This is a genomic window from Vibrio sp. 779(2023), assembly GCF_033344285.1.
Taxonomy (GTDB): Bacteria; Pseudomonadota; Gammaproteobacteria; order Enterobacterales; family Vibrionaceae; genus Vibrio; species Vibrio alginolyticus.
In genome coordinates this window covers 30,223-46,347 of sequence record NZ_JAWPOM010000015.1, presented here as the reverse complement: position 1 = coordinate 46,347, position 16,125 = coordinate 30,223, and the positions used below count along the sequence as shown (strand labels likewise).

17 protein-coding genes are annotated in these 16,125 nt (G+C 45.3%); 7 read left to right on the top strand and 10 right to left on the bottom strand.

Features of this window, described 5'->3' with window-relative positions:
- Window positions 1-60 precede the first annotated feature (60 nt).
- Window positions 61-732: a type 1 glutamine amidotransferase domain-containing protein gene (locus R8O70_RS17655; RefSeq protein ID WP_318184284.1), complete on the bottom strand. Its 672-nt coding sequence runs from the start codon at window positions 730-732 to the stop codon at window positions 61-63.
- Window positions 733-849: 117 nt separating this feature from the next.
- Here R8O70_RS17655 and R8O70_RS17650 point away from each other — a divergent pair, with 117 nt between their 5' ends.
- On the top strand, window positions 850-1,734 hold the full coding sequence (locus R8O70_RS17650) for a LysR family transcriptional regulator (RefSeq protein ID WP_213916929.1): 885 nt from the start codon (window positions 850-852) through the stop codon (window positions 1,732-1,734).
- Window positions 1,735-1,793: 59 nt separating this feature from the next.
- Here the strand turns inward: R8O70_RS17650 and R8O70_RS17645 are convergent, their stop codons facing one another.
- On the bottom strand, window positions 1,794-3,455 hold the full coding sequence (locus tag R8O70_RS17645; protein ID WP_062730961.1) for an electron transfer flavoprotein-ubiquinone oxidoreductase: 1,662 nt from the start codon (window positions 3,453-3,455) through the stop codon (window positions 1,794-1,796).
- Between the two features lie 137 nt (window positions 3,456-3,592).
- Between R8O70_RS17645 and R8O70_RS17640 the strand changes: the two genes are divergently transcribed.
- Window positions 3,593-4,558: an electron transfer flavoprotein subunit alpha/FixB family protein gene (locus R8O70_RS17640; RefSeq protein WP_258624107.1), complete on the top strand. Its 966-nt coding sequence runs from the start codon at window positions 3,593-3,595 to the stop codon at window positions 4,556-4,558.
- Between the two features lie 67 nt (window positions 4,559-4,625).
- Here the strand turns inward: R8O70_RS17640 and R8O70_RS17635 are convergent, their stop codons facing one another.
- From R8O70_RS17635 to pdhA, 3 genes are read right to left on the bottom strand one after another with little or no spacing between them, the layout of a single operon-like run.
- Window positions 4,626-5,774 carry a dihydrolipoamide acetyltransferase family protein gene (locus R8O70_RS17635; protein WP_161440803.1) on the bottom strand — a complete coding sequence of 383 codons (1,149 nt, stop codon included), beginning with the start codon at window positions 5,772-5,774 and terminating at the stop codon, window positions 4,626-4,628.
- Window positions 5,771-6,754 (bottom strand): alpha-ketoacid dehydrogenase subunit beta, encoded by a 984-nt coding sequence (locus R8O70_RS17630; protein ID WP_017634235.1) that lies wholly within the window; start codon window positions 6,752-6,754, stop codon window positions 5,771-5,773. Before R8O70_RS17630 ends, R8O70_RS17635 begins: the two co-directional genes overlap by 4 nt.
- Entirely contained in the window at window positions 6,747-7,841 is a 1,095-nt protein-coding gene (gene pdhA / locus R8O70_RS17625; RefSeq protein WP_104980762.1) for a pyruvate dehydrogenase (acetyl-transferring) E1 component subunit alpha, read from the bottom strand. The genes R8O70_RS17630 and pdhA overlap by 8 nt, the downstream gene beginning before the upstream one ends.
- Window positions 7,842-7,906: 65 nt before the next feature.
- Here pdhA and R8O70_RS17620 point away from each other — a divergent pair, with 65 nt between their 5' ends.
- The 4 genes from R8O70_RS17620 to yegD all read left to right on the top strand — a co-directional run bounded on the left by R8O70_RS17620 (window position 7,907) and on the right by yegD (window position 11,243).
- Window positions 7,907-8,101, top strand: coding sequence for a hypothetical protein (locus tag R8O70_RS17620; protein ID WP_127891143.1), 195 nt, complete (start codon window positions 7,907-7,909; stop codon window positions 8,099-8,101).
- 396 nt (window positions 8,102-8,497) lie between these two features.
- Window positions 8,498-8,818 (top strand): DOPA 4,5-dioxygenase family protein, encoded by a 321-nt coding sequence (locus R8O70_RS17615; protein WP_005375836.1) that lies wholly within the window; start codon window positions 8,498-8,500, stop codon window positions 8,816-8,818.
- A 326-nt stretch (window positions 8,819-9,144) separates the two neighbouring features.
- Complete coding sequence (locus R8O70_RS17610; RefSeq protein ID WP_130545582.1) at window positions 9,145-9,768, top strand: hypothetical protein; 624 nt, start codon at window positions 9,145-9,147, stop codon at window positions 9,766-9,768.
- 122 nt (window positions 9,769-9,890) lie between these two features.
- The gene (gene yegD / locus R8O70_RS17605) at window positions 9,891-11,243 is read left to right on the top strand and encodes a molecular chaperone (protein ID WP_161441559.1); all 1,353 of its coding nucleotides are present in this window, start codon (window positions 9,891-9,893) and stop codon (window positions 11,241-11,243) included.
- A gap of 341 nt (window positions 11,244-11,584) precedes the next feature.
- On the opposite strand, the gene R8O70_RS17600 is transcribed toward yegD, so the two are convergent.
- Together R8O70_RS17600 and R8O70_RS17595 are read right to left on the bottom strand one after the other, a co-directional pair.
- A complete protein-coding gene (locus R8O70_RS17600; RefSeq protein WP_085568981.1) occupies window positions 11,585-12,058 on the bottom strand; it encodes a copper chaperone PCu(A)C in 474 nt (157 codons plus the stop codon).
- A gap of 93 nt (window positions 12,059-12,151) precedes the next feature.
- A complete protein-coding gene (locus tag R8O70_RS17595; protein WP_005388493.1) occupies window positions 12,152-12,613 on the bottom strand; it encodes a hypothetical protein in 462 nt (153 codons plus the stop codon).
- A gap of 439 nt (window positions 12,614-13,052) precedes the next feature.
- Between R8O70_RS17595 and R8O70_RS17590 the strand changes: the two genes are divergently transcribed.
- A complete protein-coding gene (locus tag R8O70_RS17590) occupies window positions 13,053-14,102 on the top strand; it encodes a Preprotein translocase subunit SecY (RefSeq protein ID WP_258624103.1) in 1,050 nt (349 codons plus the stop codon).
- 476 nt (window positions 14,103-14,578) lie between these two features.
- Here the strand turns inward: R8O70_RS17590 and R8O70_RS17585 are convergent, their stop codons facing one another.
- The 3 genes from R8O70_RS17585 to R8O70_RS17575 all read right to left on the bottom strand — a co-directional run bounded on the left by R8O70_RS17585 (window position 14,579) and on the right by R8O70_RS17575 (window position 16,048).
- Window positions 14,579-14,857: a hypothetical protein gene (locus R8O70_RS17585; protein WP_033906986.1), complete on the bottom strand. Its 279-nt coding sequence runs from the start codon at window positions 14,855-14,857 to the stop codon at window positions 14,579-14,581.
- Between the two features lie 3 nt (window positions 14,858-14,860).
- Complete coding sequence (locus tag R8O70_RS17580) at window positions 14,861-15,442, bottom strand: hypothetical protein (RefSeq protein ID WP_225455663.1); 582 nt, start codon at window positions 15,440-15,442, stop codon at window positions 14,861-14,863.
- Between the two features lie 309 nt (window positions 15,443-15,751).
- Window positions 15,752-16,048, bottom strand: a complete 297-nt coding sequence (locus tag R8O70_RS17575) for a hypothetical protein (protein ID WP_033906987.1) — start codon at window positions 16,046-16,048, stop codon at window positions 15,752-15,754.
- Window positions 16,049-16,125 lie beyond the last annotated feature (77 nt).

Genomic DNA, 16,125 nt, shown 5'->3' with positions numbered 1-16,125 from the left:
AAGGGAAAGCATGACAAAGCACGCTTTCCTCTTCTAGGATGGTTGTCGTTTCCGGCGCGTTTAAGCTAGGTGTTCAACAATCGCTCTGCCTACGCCGTGTGCGCTCGTTGGGTTTTGACCTGTGATGACACGATCATCCACAATTACAAACTCTTGCCATGGTTGCACTTTAGAGTAGCGCGCTGCGCTGCGTGCAAGAGATTCTTCCAATAGGAATGGGATATCGTTGATGGTGCCGAAGTCGATCTCTTCTTCACGAGTGAAGCCTGTTACTGATTTAGACGAAAGTAGCTTTTCGCCATTGCTAAGCGTGATAGGGAGAAGAGCGCCCGAACCGTGACAAACTGCTGCAACAATACCGCCATCTTCATAGTGTTTTGCAGAAATCTTGGCAAAATCTTCGTTGCTCGCTAGGTCTGAAAGAAGACCAAAACCACCCGGATAGAAGATCGCATCATAGTTGTCACCGTTGATTTGTGACACTGGAATCGTGTTGTTGATGCGGTTCTGGAAATCATCATCCGCCAAGATTTTCTCGTTTATTGCGTCACCTTCGATGTCGGTTCCGTACAGTGGTGCTTGCCCGCCTTTGATAGAGGCAATGTCGTAATCGAAGCCTGCACCCAGTAGTTCGCTAAGGGCATGAGTGAGCTCTGGCGCGTAAGTTCCGTTTGCTTGGTCAGTTTCACCAAGGGTCGCATGGTTCGTCACAATGATGAGTACTTTCTTCATGATGGTTTCCTTTTTGGCTTACGTGTATTTGTTGAACACCTTCATACTAATTGCTAAACAAATAAGTGATAATACGATTAATTGGCAAAACATTATTGCTATATAGCAAAGGTAAGTATGGACAGTTTTGAAGGTATCAATGAGTTTGTTACGGTTGCTGAGAGCTTAGGGTTTTCTGCAGCGGCAAAACAGTTAGGTTGCAGTACCAGTCATGTCAGTCGTCAAGTCACAAGGTTAGAAGAGCGATTAGGTGTCGCCTTGTTAGCACGTTCGACAAGAATGGTGAGTCTAACGGAAGCAGGGCAAGCGTATTATCAGCAGTGTAAAGAGTTGGTGATTGGGCTTCAGCAAGCGAATGAACAGCTCATCACGCAGCAAACTCAACTGAGTGGTACGTTACGCGTGAGCGCCGCTGGTGCGTTTTCTGAGAACCATGTAGCGCCTGCCTTGATGGCGTTTGCCAAGCAACATCCTAATCTCACGGTAGAAATCAACTTCAACACCAGCATGGTCAACTTTATTGAAGATGGCTTCGATTTCGCTATTCGTTACGGAAGGTTGAGTGATTCAGGCTTGGTTGCGAGAAAGCTGGTGGATCGTCCCATGGCAGCGGCAGCCAGTCAGCGTTATCTCGATGAACATGGTTTGCCAACGCACCCCGAGCAACTCAAGCGTCATAGCTGCATTATTGCCAACAAAGACGTTTGGTTGTTTGAAAAAGACGGCAAGCCTTTAGATGGCGTAAAAGTGCAGGGCAGATGGAAGAGCAATAACGCACACACGGTCTTGCAAGCCTGTGCAGAAGGATTAGGTGTGGCGTACTTACCGAAGAGCAGTTTCAACGATGCTATTTCGTCTGGTCGTTTGGTGCCAATCCTAGAGCCCTATTGGGGAAGTGGCAACAGCAGCTGGATTGTTTATCAGAATCGTCACTTTCTGCCACTACGAGCGCGATTGGCTATCGACTTCTTGCTTGATCATTTTGCCGATTGGCAGGAGTAATGAGGCTCTGCCAATCGGTTTGTTTATCCATTTGTTAGATCGTCAACATACTAACGTATCTACATGTTTTGATAGCTCGGTCCACCGCCGCCTTCTGGTGCTTTCCATGTGATGTTTTGTGAAGGATCTTTGATGTCACAGGTTTTGCAATGCACACAGTTGGCGGCATTTATCTGAAACTTCAACTTATTGTTCACTTCCACCACTTCATAAACCCCAGCGGGGCAATAGCGCTGACTTGGTTCGTCATACATACCTAAATTCACATCAATTGGAATGTGAGGGTAAGTCAGAACAAGGTGACAAGGTTGATTCTCTTCGTGCTGTGTTCCCGACAAAAATACCGACGAAGGCTTATCAAAACTGATTTCACCATCTGGTTTTGGGTATGCAATTGGGTGGCACTCTTGTTTAGGTTTTAACTGCTCATGATCGTGCGAATAGTCCTTGATAGACCAAGGTAACGGCTTCTTAACCAGTGGTTGCCACAGGTTGTGTTCAAAAGTCGAAAGAGCACCGCCAAGTATGCTGCCCAACTTATGAATGTTCGCGCCAAAGTTACGCGTTTCGGCGAGTTCGTCATACAACCATGATGATTCAAACAACGACTGGTAGTCTGGCTCAGAAGCTCCAGTTTGTCGGGCCGTATGTACCGCTTCTGCTGCAATGATTCCGGATTTCATTGCTGTGTGGCTGCCTTTAATTTTTGCGACGTTCAAAGTCCCCGCATCACAACCAATCAATAAACCGCCAGGGAATTGCTGTCTCGGCAGAGAGGAAAGCCCACCTTTCGCAATGGCTCTTGCGCCGTAAGCGATGCGCTGAGCACCTTTCAAATGTGTTTCAATAGCAGGATGGTGCTTAAAGCGTTGAAATTCGTCAAACGGACTCAAGTAAGGATTGCTGTAATTCAAGTCGACAATAAGCCCGACGGCGATTTGGTTGTTCTCCATGTGATAGAGAAAACCGCCGCCTGTGGTATTTGTTTCACTCAAGGGCCAGCCAGCGGAATGGATAACACTGCCAGATACATCCTTACTGTCAGTGGGTAACTCCCATATCTCTTTTAGGCCAAGCGCGTAGTGCTGTGGTTGCTTTCCTGCGTCTAGGTCGAACCTTTGAATAAGTTCTTTACCCAGATGTCCGCGACAACCTTCAGCAAAAAGGGTGTATTTTGCCCTTAGCTCGATACCTGGTTCAAAGTTAGGTTTGGCCTGGCCGTTCTTATCTAGTCCCATATCGCTCGTGTTAATGCCTGTCACGGCGCCAGTCTGATCATAATTGATGCTTGCAGCGGCAAAGCCCGGAAAAACTTCCACCCCAAGATTTTCTGCTTGGTTAGCGAGCCAACGGCAAAGGTTGGCAAGGCTAATTACGTAATTATTCTCGCCATTTATCATTGGACGCGGTGTAAGGATGTGAGGAACTCGAATATGGTTTTGTTCAGTAGTAAGATAAAGGAAATTATCTCGTTGAACCGAGGCTGCTAGCGGGGCCTCCATTTCTTTCCAGTCGGGGAAAAGCTCATCTAAGGCACTAGTTTCAAAAACAGCGCCAGATAAAATATGTGCGCCCACTTCTGAGCCTTTTTCTACAACGCAAATTGAAAGTGCGTCACCTTCACTGTCTTGGTTGAGTTGAGCTAGCCGACAAGCGGCGCTTAAGCCTGCGGGTCCGGCCCCCACGATCACGACATCAAACTCCATGCATTCTCGTTCCATCTTTATGCTTCCTTTCTATTATCGTCATCTGCGTGACAGGTTTTGGTTTCTATACAGAAAACTATAGCTCAGTTGACGTTAACGTGAAGTGGACTAAGCTCAAGTAATGGAGCTGACGTGTTATATGAGGCATGACCATGGAAGACCGACCATTAGCAACACTTGTGCTCGCAGAGCATGACAACCAATCGTTGGCTGTAGGGACGCTGTGTGCAATTAAAGCGGCATTTGAGATTAAGGATGATGATAAATCGCTTCCTGTTTCTGTGTTGCTTATTGGTTATCAGTGCCAATCAGTTTTGGATGAGTTGAATTGTGTTCAAGGTGTTGCAGAAATTATCTGGGTTGATGCGAAGGGATATGAACATGGATTAGCGGAAAATATCGCACCTTTGATCTCACAAGTAGCCAAAAACTACTCACACATTCTTTCTCCTGCCAGTACATTTGGTAAGAATGTGATGCCTCGTGTGGCGGCGTTGCTTAATGTTGGTCAACTTTCTGACGTGATGACAATCGAGTCTATCGATACGGTGATTCGTCCAATTTATGTTGGAAATGCATTGGCGAGAGTCACGTCGAATGATCCCTATAAAGTGATGACCATAAGAAGTACGGCTTTTGATGCCGCAGAGCTATCTGACACGCCAGTTGTCCCTAAGCTTACTCAAGTCGACACGGTGATTATCAATAAACTTAGTGAGTTTGTTTCGCAACAAACGCCAGAAAGTGAGCGACCAGAATTGCCAGTGGCTAGAGTAGTGGTGTCGGGGGGGCGTGCATTCGGGAGTAAAGAGAAGTTTGTTTTAGTAGAACAATTGGCTGACAAGCTAGGTGGAGCGGTAGGGGCGTCACGAGCGGCGGTCGATGCGGGCTATGTGTCTAATGACCATCAAGTCGGGCAAACCGGCAAAATTGTTGCACCGGAGTTATACATTGCCGTCGGAATTTCTGGCGCGATCCAGCATTTGGCGGGAATGAAAGATTCCAAGGTGATTGTTGCAATTAATAGCGATCCTGATGCGCCTATTTTTGACATTGCAGATTATGGATTGGTCGGCGATTTGTTTGTGGTAATGCCTGAGCTGTTAGAGAAGCTGTAGATATAGTCTTGTTCCCTAAAACAAAAGGCTTCCAAATTGGAAGCCTTTATCATTTGATTTTAATAAGTTACTTTTCGCTCGGACGTTGCAGGTGCTCTGCAAGTACTTTCGTAAACCTTGCAGCTTCACCACCAGTACAAGCGCGATGATCAAACGTTACGGATAGCGGCATTGCTTTCACCGAAATTGCCTGACCATTTCTTATCACAACTCGGTCGAGTATTCGGCCCGCGCCTACAATAGCGACTTGTGGCGGTGTGACGACAGGTGTTGCGTAAATACCGGCAATCGCGCCGAAGTTGGAAAGCGTAATCGTCGCGTGCTGCAATTGCTCACGACCGATTTTTCTCTCTCTGATCCCTTCAACGGTTTGATCGAGCCAACGACGAACATCTTGTGGCTCGTATTCATCTGCGTGGCGCAAGACTGGTACGTACAATCCATGACGGCTATCTACTGCAATTCCTACATTGACCGTTGTGTGTACACAGCGTGTCATGGTTTCGGCATCAAACCAAGCGTTTAAAGCAGGCTCTTCTTGACACGCATGAACAATCGCTTGAACAAGGCGGATACTGATATCTTCGTTTGGCAGCCAATCTTCCAACAACGCTTCTTCCGTAATGGTTACGGCGGCAACATGTTCGTGCGACTCGGTCATAGACGATACCATGGTACGTCGAGCGCCTTTCAAAACTTCGGTGCCTGGACGCTGTTTTCCGGCTTCGTCGTAAATATCGGCATCAACGATAAGTCCGTTCGGGCCACTACCTGACACGAGGTTAAGATCTACCCCAAGTTTTTGTGCCAACAAGCGAGCCGAAGGCAGGGCGGTAACGAGGTTACTTTCTGTCGTGTTGTGGTTGCCACCTATCCAGAAATCATCAACGTTTACATGATGCGCTTGGTGAGAAACGCTGCCGACGACGGTTGCGGCGTCAGCAGTGGCTTTTTTCTCTGTCGTTACTTCTCTCCCGGCACCTGTTTCATCAATCTCTAGCAGTAATGCACCAATATTGACGATTTCACCTTCCTCACCATGACGGCTGACCACACGGCCCGAGTAGGGGGCAGGGACGTCGACCGTCGCTTTTGCTGTCTCTACGGTTAAGATCACTTGATCTAATTTAACCATGTCTCCGACATTAACGTGCCATTTTACAATTTCTGATTCAGCGAGGCCTTCGCCGAGATCGGGTAAGTTAAACGTCTTCATTTCCAATCCTCCACGAGTTCGCGCGCCGCGGTCACAATGTCTTCTTCCTGAACCATGAAATAATCTTCGTTACGGTAATAAGGCATAATGGTGTCCATTCCAGTTACTCGTTTAGGTGGGGCTTTAAGTAAGCACATGGCATGTTCAGCGGTTCGAGCTAATAGCTCAGAGCCCACACCACAAGTTTTACTCGCTTCATGAACAACGAGTAAACGTCCAGTTTTTTCTAGTGAGCTGAAAATCGTCGCGGTATCAATTGGCTTAATACTCGCCAAATCAATCACCTCGACTTCAATCCCCTGACTAGACAAGGTTTGCGCGGCCTGAAGTGACTCTACGACGCATGCGCCCCAAGTAACGAGCGTGATATCTCGCCCCTTACGCAAGGTGAAGCAGGTGTCGAGTGGGAGTGCTTCGCCGTTATCAACGACTTCAGATTTAACTGTGCGATATATGCGCTTCGGTTCGAAGAACATGACGGGATCATTGCTTCTAATTGCAGCGAGAAGTAAGCCGTATGCGCGTTGTGGAGAAGAAGGAATCACTACTTTAAATCCAGCAGTGTGAGCAAATAGCGCTTCCACGCTTTCTGAGTGGTGTTCCGGAGCGTGGATACCGCCGCCAAATGGCGCACGAAAAACCGCGGGACAAGTGAGCCGACCGCGAGTTCTGTTACGCATTCGAGCCGCGTGGCACATTAAGTGCTCCATCGCAGGAAAAACGAAACCTTGAAACTGAAATTCGGCGACAGGTCGTAATCCTTGCGTTGCCATACCGACCGCAACCCCGCCGATTAAGGCTTCAGCGAGTGGCGTATCGATGACTCGTTTAAGACCAAACTCTTGCTTGAGTCCAACAGTGGCACGAAATACACCACCATTATCGCCCACGTCTTCACCTAATACGACAACATTGGGGTCTTGTTGCATTTCGTGGTGCAGGGCAAGGTTTACTGCTTCAACCAACGTTAGCTCAGCCATGTCTGCCTCCCTGCATTCTCATTGCCTTGTTGATGAGTTCATCTCTTTGTGCATGAAGCTCTTGAGGTAGCGATTCATACAAATAATCGAAACCGGTTTCTGGTGCTTGTGGCGGTAAGCTCAGATAGCGTTCAACAGCTAACTCTACTTGCTCTTTACAGTAATCTAGCCATTGCTGTTCTTGTTCGTCGCTCCAAGCGCCTTGATTAAGGAGATACGTTTTAAGACGTGCGATAGGTTCGTATTGCCATGCGGTTTGAACATCATCTTCTTTACGATAACGAGTCGCATCATCGGCCGTAGTGTGGTCACTCAGTCGGTAACTCACCGCTTCGATGAGTGTTGCGCCTTTCCCTTTTCTTGCTCTCTCAAGGGCGGTTTTAGTTGCATCATAAACGGCGACGACATCGTTACCATCGACAGTAATACCCGGTATACCTGCACCTTGCGCTTTTGCTGATAAGAAATCGGCGGCACATTGTAGACTACGCGGCACTGAAATTGCCCACTGGTTATTGTTTACGACGAAAACAAGTGGAATATTCCAAGTACCTGCGCAGTTTATTGACTCAAGAAAGTCCCCTTTGGATGTACCACCATCGCCGCACATGACTAGCGCAGCTTCATGGTTACCTTGAATTTTTAGCGCGGAAGCCACCCCGACAGCATGCGTACATTGCGTCGCTATGGGTACACAGTAGGGAAGGTCTCGGCTAGGAACCGGACTGCCTTCAGGAGCAAAATCACTCCCGCGCTCATCGCCACCCCAGTATTGAAGGTTCTTTTCCATGCCAATGCCACGACACCACATCGCAGGCATATCGCGGTAGTAAGGAACAAACACATCATCGGCTTTAAGTGCTCTGCCGACCGCAATGCCTATGGCTTCCGCGCCTAAGTGTGAGGGATAGGTCCCTAGCTTACCGGTGCGTTGCAAGGCAACTGCTTTGTTGTCGTAAGTGCGAGTTAATACCATATCTCGGTAAAACCCGACCAATGTTTCAGTGTCAGCCCAGTTGGGTAGTTGGCCGACTAGGTCCCCACGATGGTCGATAAACCGATGCATGGGTAATGCCTGAACGTTCATCTCAAGCTCCTTTTGACGCTGCGGGTCTTTTGGACTGCAGCTGTTCATACAAAACCAGAGTTTGTATGGGTACTCAAACTCTGATATCAGCGCAAAGGCCATACCTAAGGTTGCGTGTGCTTTCGATAGCGGTAGGCATCTGTTCGTCCCTTAAACTATTTGTCGATAACATCGCTGCGACTATTTCACCGCAAGATACAGAGAAAGGCTTTTCTGTATCTAACCCTCTAACTAAATCGTGGTATAGCCAGATACAATAAGTGTAAACAAATTGTTAAATTATGCTTCATTTTGACTTTCGATCAGTAGTAAAGTTTTGCTTACACCCTGATTTTGCAGAGTAATATGCTGATATTTTGTTGGTGGTATTTTTAAACTCGAATTTAATTACTGGTTAATGAAACATATTTGCAACAAAATTTGGCTGTAAAATTTGACAAAGTGAGTCATTATTAATGAATCAACTCAAACAGTTGCTATATGATGAATTGCAAATTTTTGTTGTGCTCGAAGCCTCGACCTTATGAGAATGCATAACTTCTTCCCAACTGAGTGGAATCAAGGTAGGGTGACGGCATTACAAATGTATACCCTCGGCAGTCCTTGAGCTTATCCAAAGTAGGTGGTGCTCAAGCGGAAGTGATTATGGAGAAGTTATGTACCACGCTCATGTTTATTTTCCCCTAAGAGAACAAGATAAAGCGCAAGCCTTGAACGAGATCATCCGTCAAGAGCGTCAAGATGTGCTGCGTGTGTTTCCATTAGTTGGAAGGTTAGTTGGCCCACACAAAATGCCGATGTTTGAAATTCACCTAGAATCATTGAGTGAAGAGTTCTTGGCGTGGCTTGATACGATTCGAGGCGATTTTTCTGTGCTTATTCACCCAGTAAGCGAAGAAGAGTTGCTCGATCACACAGAACGCGCGATTTGGTTGGGCAGAGAGATTGGTGTATTTGAAGAAAAGTTAGAGAAATAGTTGCTCCTCCCGCCCATGCATGACCGCTTTGAATCCTTCTCTTCTCATTGCGGTCGCAGCTTCTGCTTAACGCCTCATCTTCATTGATGGGTGCGGAATCCCTATCTTACGCTTTGTTGTAGCTATTTTTATGCTAAACCTAAAAGTAGGCTTTCGAACTTCACGCACAAAGCGTGAAAATATCGCTGTTTAGCATGCCATTAAATGAATTTTGGTGGTAATAAAACAATAAGTCTTTGATAAATCAAATAGGTATAGCAGGGAAGTGCAGTTTACGACCCCAACGCCATTGGCAGTGGCGCCGATAATTGCTGAGGGGGAAGGGTATGTTTTCAATACTCTTGGTTATACTTGCACTCTATATATTTTGGCTGTTGTTTCGCAACGGGCCTGAGTTTGCCGGGCGTACCGCCCAAAAAAAACGTGACTGGGTAGGGCCTACCGCCAACAAAGAAGAATGGCGAGGATTTTGTAGGGATGTATTTCAGCCGTTCAGTTCTCAAACGACTTTCTACGCTATTGCTTATTTTGCCAATTACGTAGCAGCAGCGAACGCAATATCTTGGTCAACGATATACGAAGGCGATTATCCGGTCATCATAAGCCGATTTGGTAGCTACTTCATTTTAAGCACGCATGATGCACTGGTCGTAGCTGGGTTTATTGCGCTTGCTTTCTTTATCATTAATTGGCAACTTGCCATGCGCTGCTCCGGTATTCTTAGCCAGTATCTAGTGCGGATTCTTATTATTAATCAAAAGCGCTTTGTCGCGATTAGCTTGGTGTTTTGCAGCTACTTTTCGTACCTACTGACGCTTGGTATATTCTGGCTGTTCCATGATGGGTATTCAATCTGGCATGGATTAATGCTTAGCCCTGTGTTCCTGCTGTTAGCTTTATTGGTAGCGGTTGTTGTGCCATCTGCAAAAAGAGAAAATAGTGTACCTTAGATAGGTTTTCCACGTTAAATTACATTCGATTTTAGGATAGTAATTCTTATGCCATTAAGTTAGCATCGCCAGTTTTTTTAACGGTCAAAAGGCCACTAATCAGTGGGACAGTGGGAGAAACAATGTTTATCGGCTTTGACTATGGTACTGCAAACTGTTCAGTGGCTAAAATGGAACCGGGTGAGCCAGTACTGCTTAATCTAGAAGGAAACAGCCCTTTTATTCCTTCCACCCTTGCTGCACCGAGTCGTGAATCGGTATCCGAGCATTTATTTCGCCATCGAGATATTAAACCATTAGATCAAGTTGGTGAGCAGGTTTTACGCCGGGCAATCAATTTAAACCGAGAAGAAAGTATTGACTTAGAATCCGACGACATTGCGTTTGGTCAGGATGCACTTAACCTCTATTTGGAAGATCCTCGCGATATCTATTATGTGAAATCGCCGAAGTCTTTTCTTGGTGCATCTGGCTTGCGTGATGTGCAATTGGCTTTTTTCGAAGACCTTGTCTGCGCGATGATGGACAATATTAAGTCGGAAGCCGAAAGCGATGCGCAGCAAAGTATTACCGATGCTGTGATCGGCAGACCAATTAACTTTCATGGGCGTGGCGGTGAAACGGCTAACATTCAGGCTGAACGCATTTTGTTGCGGGCAGCGAAACGTGCGGGCTTCCAAAATGTGGAGTTTCAGTTTGAGCCTGTCGCGGCGGGCCTAGAGTATGAAGCGACACTCAGCGAAGATAAAATCATTCTAGTAGTCGATATTGGCGGTGGTACAACGGACTGTTCGTTGATCCAAATGGGACCGTCTTGGCGCGGCAAAGCAGATAGGACCGCAAGCTTGTTAGCTCACAGTGGCCAGCGTGTCGGCGGGAATGATCTTGATATCGCGTTAGCATTTAAGCAGCTCATGTTCCCTTTTGGCATGGGAAGTAAAATGGAGTCAGGTATTGTGATGCCGACTACCCAATTCTGGAACCCGATAGCAATCAATAATGTAGAAGCGCAGAGTGACTTCTATTCGCGAGAGAACCTATCAGCGTTAAAGTTGCTTCAAAAGCAGGCTCAAGAGCCAGAAAAACTTGCTCGTTTGCTAGAGGTGTATCATGAGTCTTTAGGCTACAACATTGTTCGCCGTGCCGAAGAGGCAAAAGTGGCACTTTCAGAACAAGCTTCTTACCGAACTGGCATCAACTTACTATCAGAAACGATTGAAGTTGATGTACAACGTGACGAAATGATCGAAGCGATCCAGTCGCCAAAGAATAAAATGACGGCGTTGGTGACAGAAGCGGTAGAGCAAGCTGGAGTTAACCCCGATGCTATCTTTATGACTGGAGGTTCGGCACGCTCGCCAATCTTGCGCGATGCGGTTCAAACCGTACTGCCAAGTATTCCGGTTGTCAGTGGAAACTATTTTGGCTCAGTAACTGCGGGCTTAGCTCGTTGGGCTGAGGTTTGTTTCAAGTAGAAAGAAAACTAATTGCGCTATGGGCATTGTTACCAAATTTATGACTTCGCTTAGGCTTATCAAATGATGGTTGGAAGATTTCGCTGAGAGATTGAGTTTCATGCGAGTAGGAAACCTATTTGGGATTCTTAAATCTTTTAACGTCATTCTGAACAGCGAGGAACGAGCGTGATTTAGAATCTCTTGCCCGAGCACGCTGTTATGATATGTGACCCCGTTTCGCCGAGCGTTATTCATCACCATTATTCTGAAGAGTCGAGTTAGGATCTACCGGAATAATGATTTTGACTAAGCTGAGATAAAAATGCCCGCTAAATCAGCGGGCACTTTTGTTTGCGTCATTAATGGTGCATGTGTTTTTCCATGTGGCCTTGTTTCTCAACCGCCATTTCCACTTCAACCTTACCTGCGTTTTTGAAGGTTAATGTCATAGGGAAGCGGTCACCCTCTTTAAGAGTTTGTGTTGGGTTAAAAATCATTAAATGGAAGCTGCCTGGTTTAAACAACACAGACTCATTGGCTGGAACGCGCACTTCGTCAATCTTAATCATTTTCATCACACCATCTTCTTTCTTATGCGTGTGAATTTCGACATGCCCTGCGATAGGGCTTTCTGCTGCGATCAATGTATCTTCACTGTCACCGTGGTTGGTTAGTTGAAAAAAACCACCGATAACAGGTGCGTTTGGTGGCGCTTCTCGGCTCCATGGATGGTCGATATGAATTTTTCCTGCTTCATAATCGTGCGCTAAACTCAGTGGGCTAGCGATGACAGCAATAAGCGCGATAGCGGCGGTTTTAAATGATTTAAGCATGTGCTTTTCCTTTTGAATGAATAGCTTCTCTGAATGGACAACAAACAGAGTCATCGTTATTTTTGAATAAAGTTGTCAATGATTAGATGCCTGTTAGGCAGGAAAAACACTCGGCGGAGAGTGCTTAGGCGCGATGTGTTTGTAAACGAGCTTATCGCATTTTGAAAAATGATAAGTCGTCAGTGCATACTTTACTCGGCGCAGCCAATGGATGGTTGTCAGGTAAAGCCCAATCGCAACCAGAAGAAAGAATTGAACAGCTTGAAGAAGCGGACATTCAAACTGAAAGCCGTCGTGTAAGTTAAGATCTTGGATGAGCTTAGAAGAAGATTGAGCGTTAGCCTCAATCAACGTATTGATATCCACCCATTTGAAACCATCTGCGGTACACAGTAAAACCTTTTCACTTTGGACTTTGTTGAGCCAAGTTGTGCTGTGAACTTGTGTAGGGTTAAGAGCGGCTGTGGACGCTAAATACAACTGAAACAACACCGCGATAATAACCGCAATAGCGTGCAAGCGATGGTGTTTGTGCTGTATTAGAGTGTTTTCCATACAATTGAGTGCTTATCTTCTTCGGCGCGGGATACTAACAAATTAACCAAACAATGTAATTATCAGTTTACTAAAAGGTGATGCAAGTGTGCATTATTTGTTTTATTGCCTATTTTTAACGCTTTAATGTCTTGATTCGGCTGACATTCACAACCTCCAATTCAACTTGTCAGTCTTGCCTAGTCGCTTTTGAAGATACCGAATTAATCTCTCTTATATGCCACTGAAGCTTCGGTTAGTGGGTGTCGTGGTGGTGTTTTTACGTGCTAGATTTGGCTGATATCGATTCAAAATGCACACCGAATCTTCACTTGCTTTCCATTAACGGAATTATGACAGTAATTTAATAAAGGATACGGTATTCTGCGCTCCTTTGTACATGCCAGAAACGTCCGTCCTACTTAGTCGGAGGGGCGATTAATCTTAAGAAATTTCTCAAATGAAATACGAACAACAGATTGGATATCGATACCCTAAAGGTCGATTTGCCATGGTGAGTGTATATGCATTCACCGGTGCTGCGATTTTAGCATCGACTATTTTTTCTCTATTGCTGTTTTTGTCGATCGACAAAAACCCGATGATGCAAACCTTATTTGGTGGTTTAGCGATCATTTTTGAAGCGGGTAAATTTTACGCTTGGTATGAATACGGTGAGCGCCGAGCCCATCGCAACTACACAGGAGCAGCAACCGCTCTCGTGTTTTATTTAGTCTTAGCTGCGATTTCCATTGGCGGTAGTATTGGTGGGATTAATAGTGCAACCAATAGTGCACAAAGTCATATTTCGGTAGAGCAGGCGAAAGTGGAAGCGTTTAATCGTCAGATTGCGGCAATCGATAAGCAGATTGAGCTCAACAATATGGCAGCGCAGAAATACATCGAGATGGAGCGTATCGCGACTGGTGTAACTCGCATTCAGGATCAAAACAAAGCCTTACGTGAAGAGCAGCAACGCTTGGCTATGGAGCGTGATAGTTTACCGCCGGTCACGCAAGGCTCAGTGATTGGTTTGATTGATAGCCTAGCCAACGCATTTGGTACCACCTCTCAGCAAGCTCAGCTTGGCTTGGTTGTATTTCTTTCGATTCTGTTGGACTTCTTTGCTGCATTTTTTGTTGGCTTGATTGGTGAAGAGCAACGGTTCCGATATTTCTATCGCAGAAATGAGGGCATGATATTGAAAACAGTTCGCGATATAGATCCAGCGCCTGCGGGTTATCTTCCTCATATAAAAGAGGAAGAAGAGCAAGAAATACCAGCTGCACCGGAGCCAGAAGAACCAAAGGAACCGAAAACCTTGTTAGAGCAAGTTAGCGATGCACTTAAAACACATCAAATTACGTGCACCAAAAAAGCCGTTGCTAAACAGTTTAGGCTGTCTGCGGAAGAGGTAGACAAGGTATTTGAAGAATTGGCAGAGCTCGGTTTAGTGGGGAAAAAAGCCAACCACCATTATCATTGGATAGGTGAAGCAGAGACCGCATAATTGGTTACCTATTAAAGTTCGGAAAGAGCGTCAATCGGCGCTCTTTTTTGTATTAGCTACCCATGAACTCGTTTCTATTTGTTAAATAAACTATGAGCAATTGGTCATACAAACTACAACTTCATTTGGATGTAAGTTGAGGCTAGATTTGAGATGTCCGAGACAGCTAGATATTCACGAGCAAGGTATATGTGTTTCAATACAGAAATAATTTTCTATCATGGTACAGCGAATAATTCCGACGTCTCAATGGAGGGTATGAACTATGTGCATTCAGACGATTAAGAGCTCTAATTCCCCGAGTCAAAAGGTTCTCTTTCCTTCATTAAAGAAGTCATGATAGCGGTCTCGTGCTCGAGGGTGAACGTGAGAAGACATTCGAGTCGACCTTACTCGCCAGATCAGTTATTAATACACCAACAATAAAATAGGCACCAATTTGATGCCTTTGTTGATAGCAGTACAACCCGATACCACTAATCTCTTTCTGACTTAAAACGATACTGTTCCGACAAGCAGACCAGAAGGCCAACTAAAGCTGAGACTAAAACTACACACACTTGGTAGCTGGTTTTCTCTACATTAAGATCGTTCAAAATCTCGATAGTCGCAATCATAGGGAGCGTTACCGTGATCAACAAGCTTAATAAGCGAGAAACCCTAGATTTCTTTCCATGTCGCTTGGTATAGAAGTAATGCGCGTAATCCGAGTACATGATAAACAAGGAAACCAAAAGACCCAGTATCCAAAACATAGCTTACAAATCCTCTATTCTAAGCATATTACGTCGTAACAACTCTTTCTTTGCAGCTAGCGCATCTGCCTCGTTAAAGCCTTTGAGTACAGTAGTGAGAATAACAGCTACAAAAAATGCTCTCGCGCCAGCTTGTTGTGCAGTTAATGAGAGGCTGAGGTTTTTGAAAGTCTCTTCAGCGATATGCACTGAAGCCATTTCTTTAATCAATGCAGCCCCTTGACCTTTTGATAGTGCGTATATAACAGCTGCCATAAAGCCGACCTCAAGTTTAATATCGATGGTGATAAACCATGTAGAAAGGAAATTTGCAACTGCCTTATGAGTATTAAAATACTGGCGCAGCTCACCATCTGACAGGCTCCAAGGGTTCCACATTGGCTTAGCAATACTTTGCGCTACCAGCATTTGAATCTTACCGAAAAATTTCGAACTCCCTAAAGCCTGTACCTGCTCAAGGACTTTTCTTTGGTCGAGTCTATTGAGCTGTCGATACAAAATGACACCTGTGATTATAGGCAAAACCTTTTCTCTGTTGTTTCTGATGAAGTTCAAATCGGCATCTAAGCCAGTCAGTACCGCCAATTGAACTACAGTTCGGTTTTTAGAGTCTGTTCACTATAACCTCTAACCATCGTTAAACCGATATAGTATGTGTACAATATAGGCAAGCAATCTGTATGCAATGCATTGCGCATTTAGTTAGACTCAAAGTCTCAAAGTTAGGAGAAACTATTACTAGTTTTTGAACTTGTGTAGTAAAAACAGTGTGTGGTCAAATGCAGTTTTTGGAATATGAAAAAACCAAGATTAGACGTGTGCTTCAAACAACAGGTAAATAGCCACTTGATTCTAGGAACATGTTTTTACGCTCAAACATCTATGATGTAGGTGTTAATCTTTATTGAGCTTTTTGGTTACGTCTTTCACCGTTTTCTTCTCTTTTTCCGGTGTCATTGCATCAACAGCTTTACCCGCCATCCCTTCATCTGGCAATTTGTCTTTTCCTGCATCAACTGCGGTATCTTTCAGTGCCTCTTTAGGCGTACAGCGACCACCAACACCAACCACGGCTTTTGTCGCAGCGGCTTTAGCTGCCTTTTCTGCATCGCAGTCAGGATCCATAACGCTAGCTAAGCTCGTGGCTGAACCAAAAAACAAGACTAACAAAATGAGGTTGCGTTTTTTCATAGTTGTCACCAATTTTGTGGAACATAGGTAAAGTGTAACGGAGAGAAAAGGCTTTGGCTGAGAATTTGTTGGTTTGA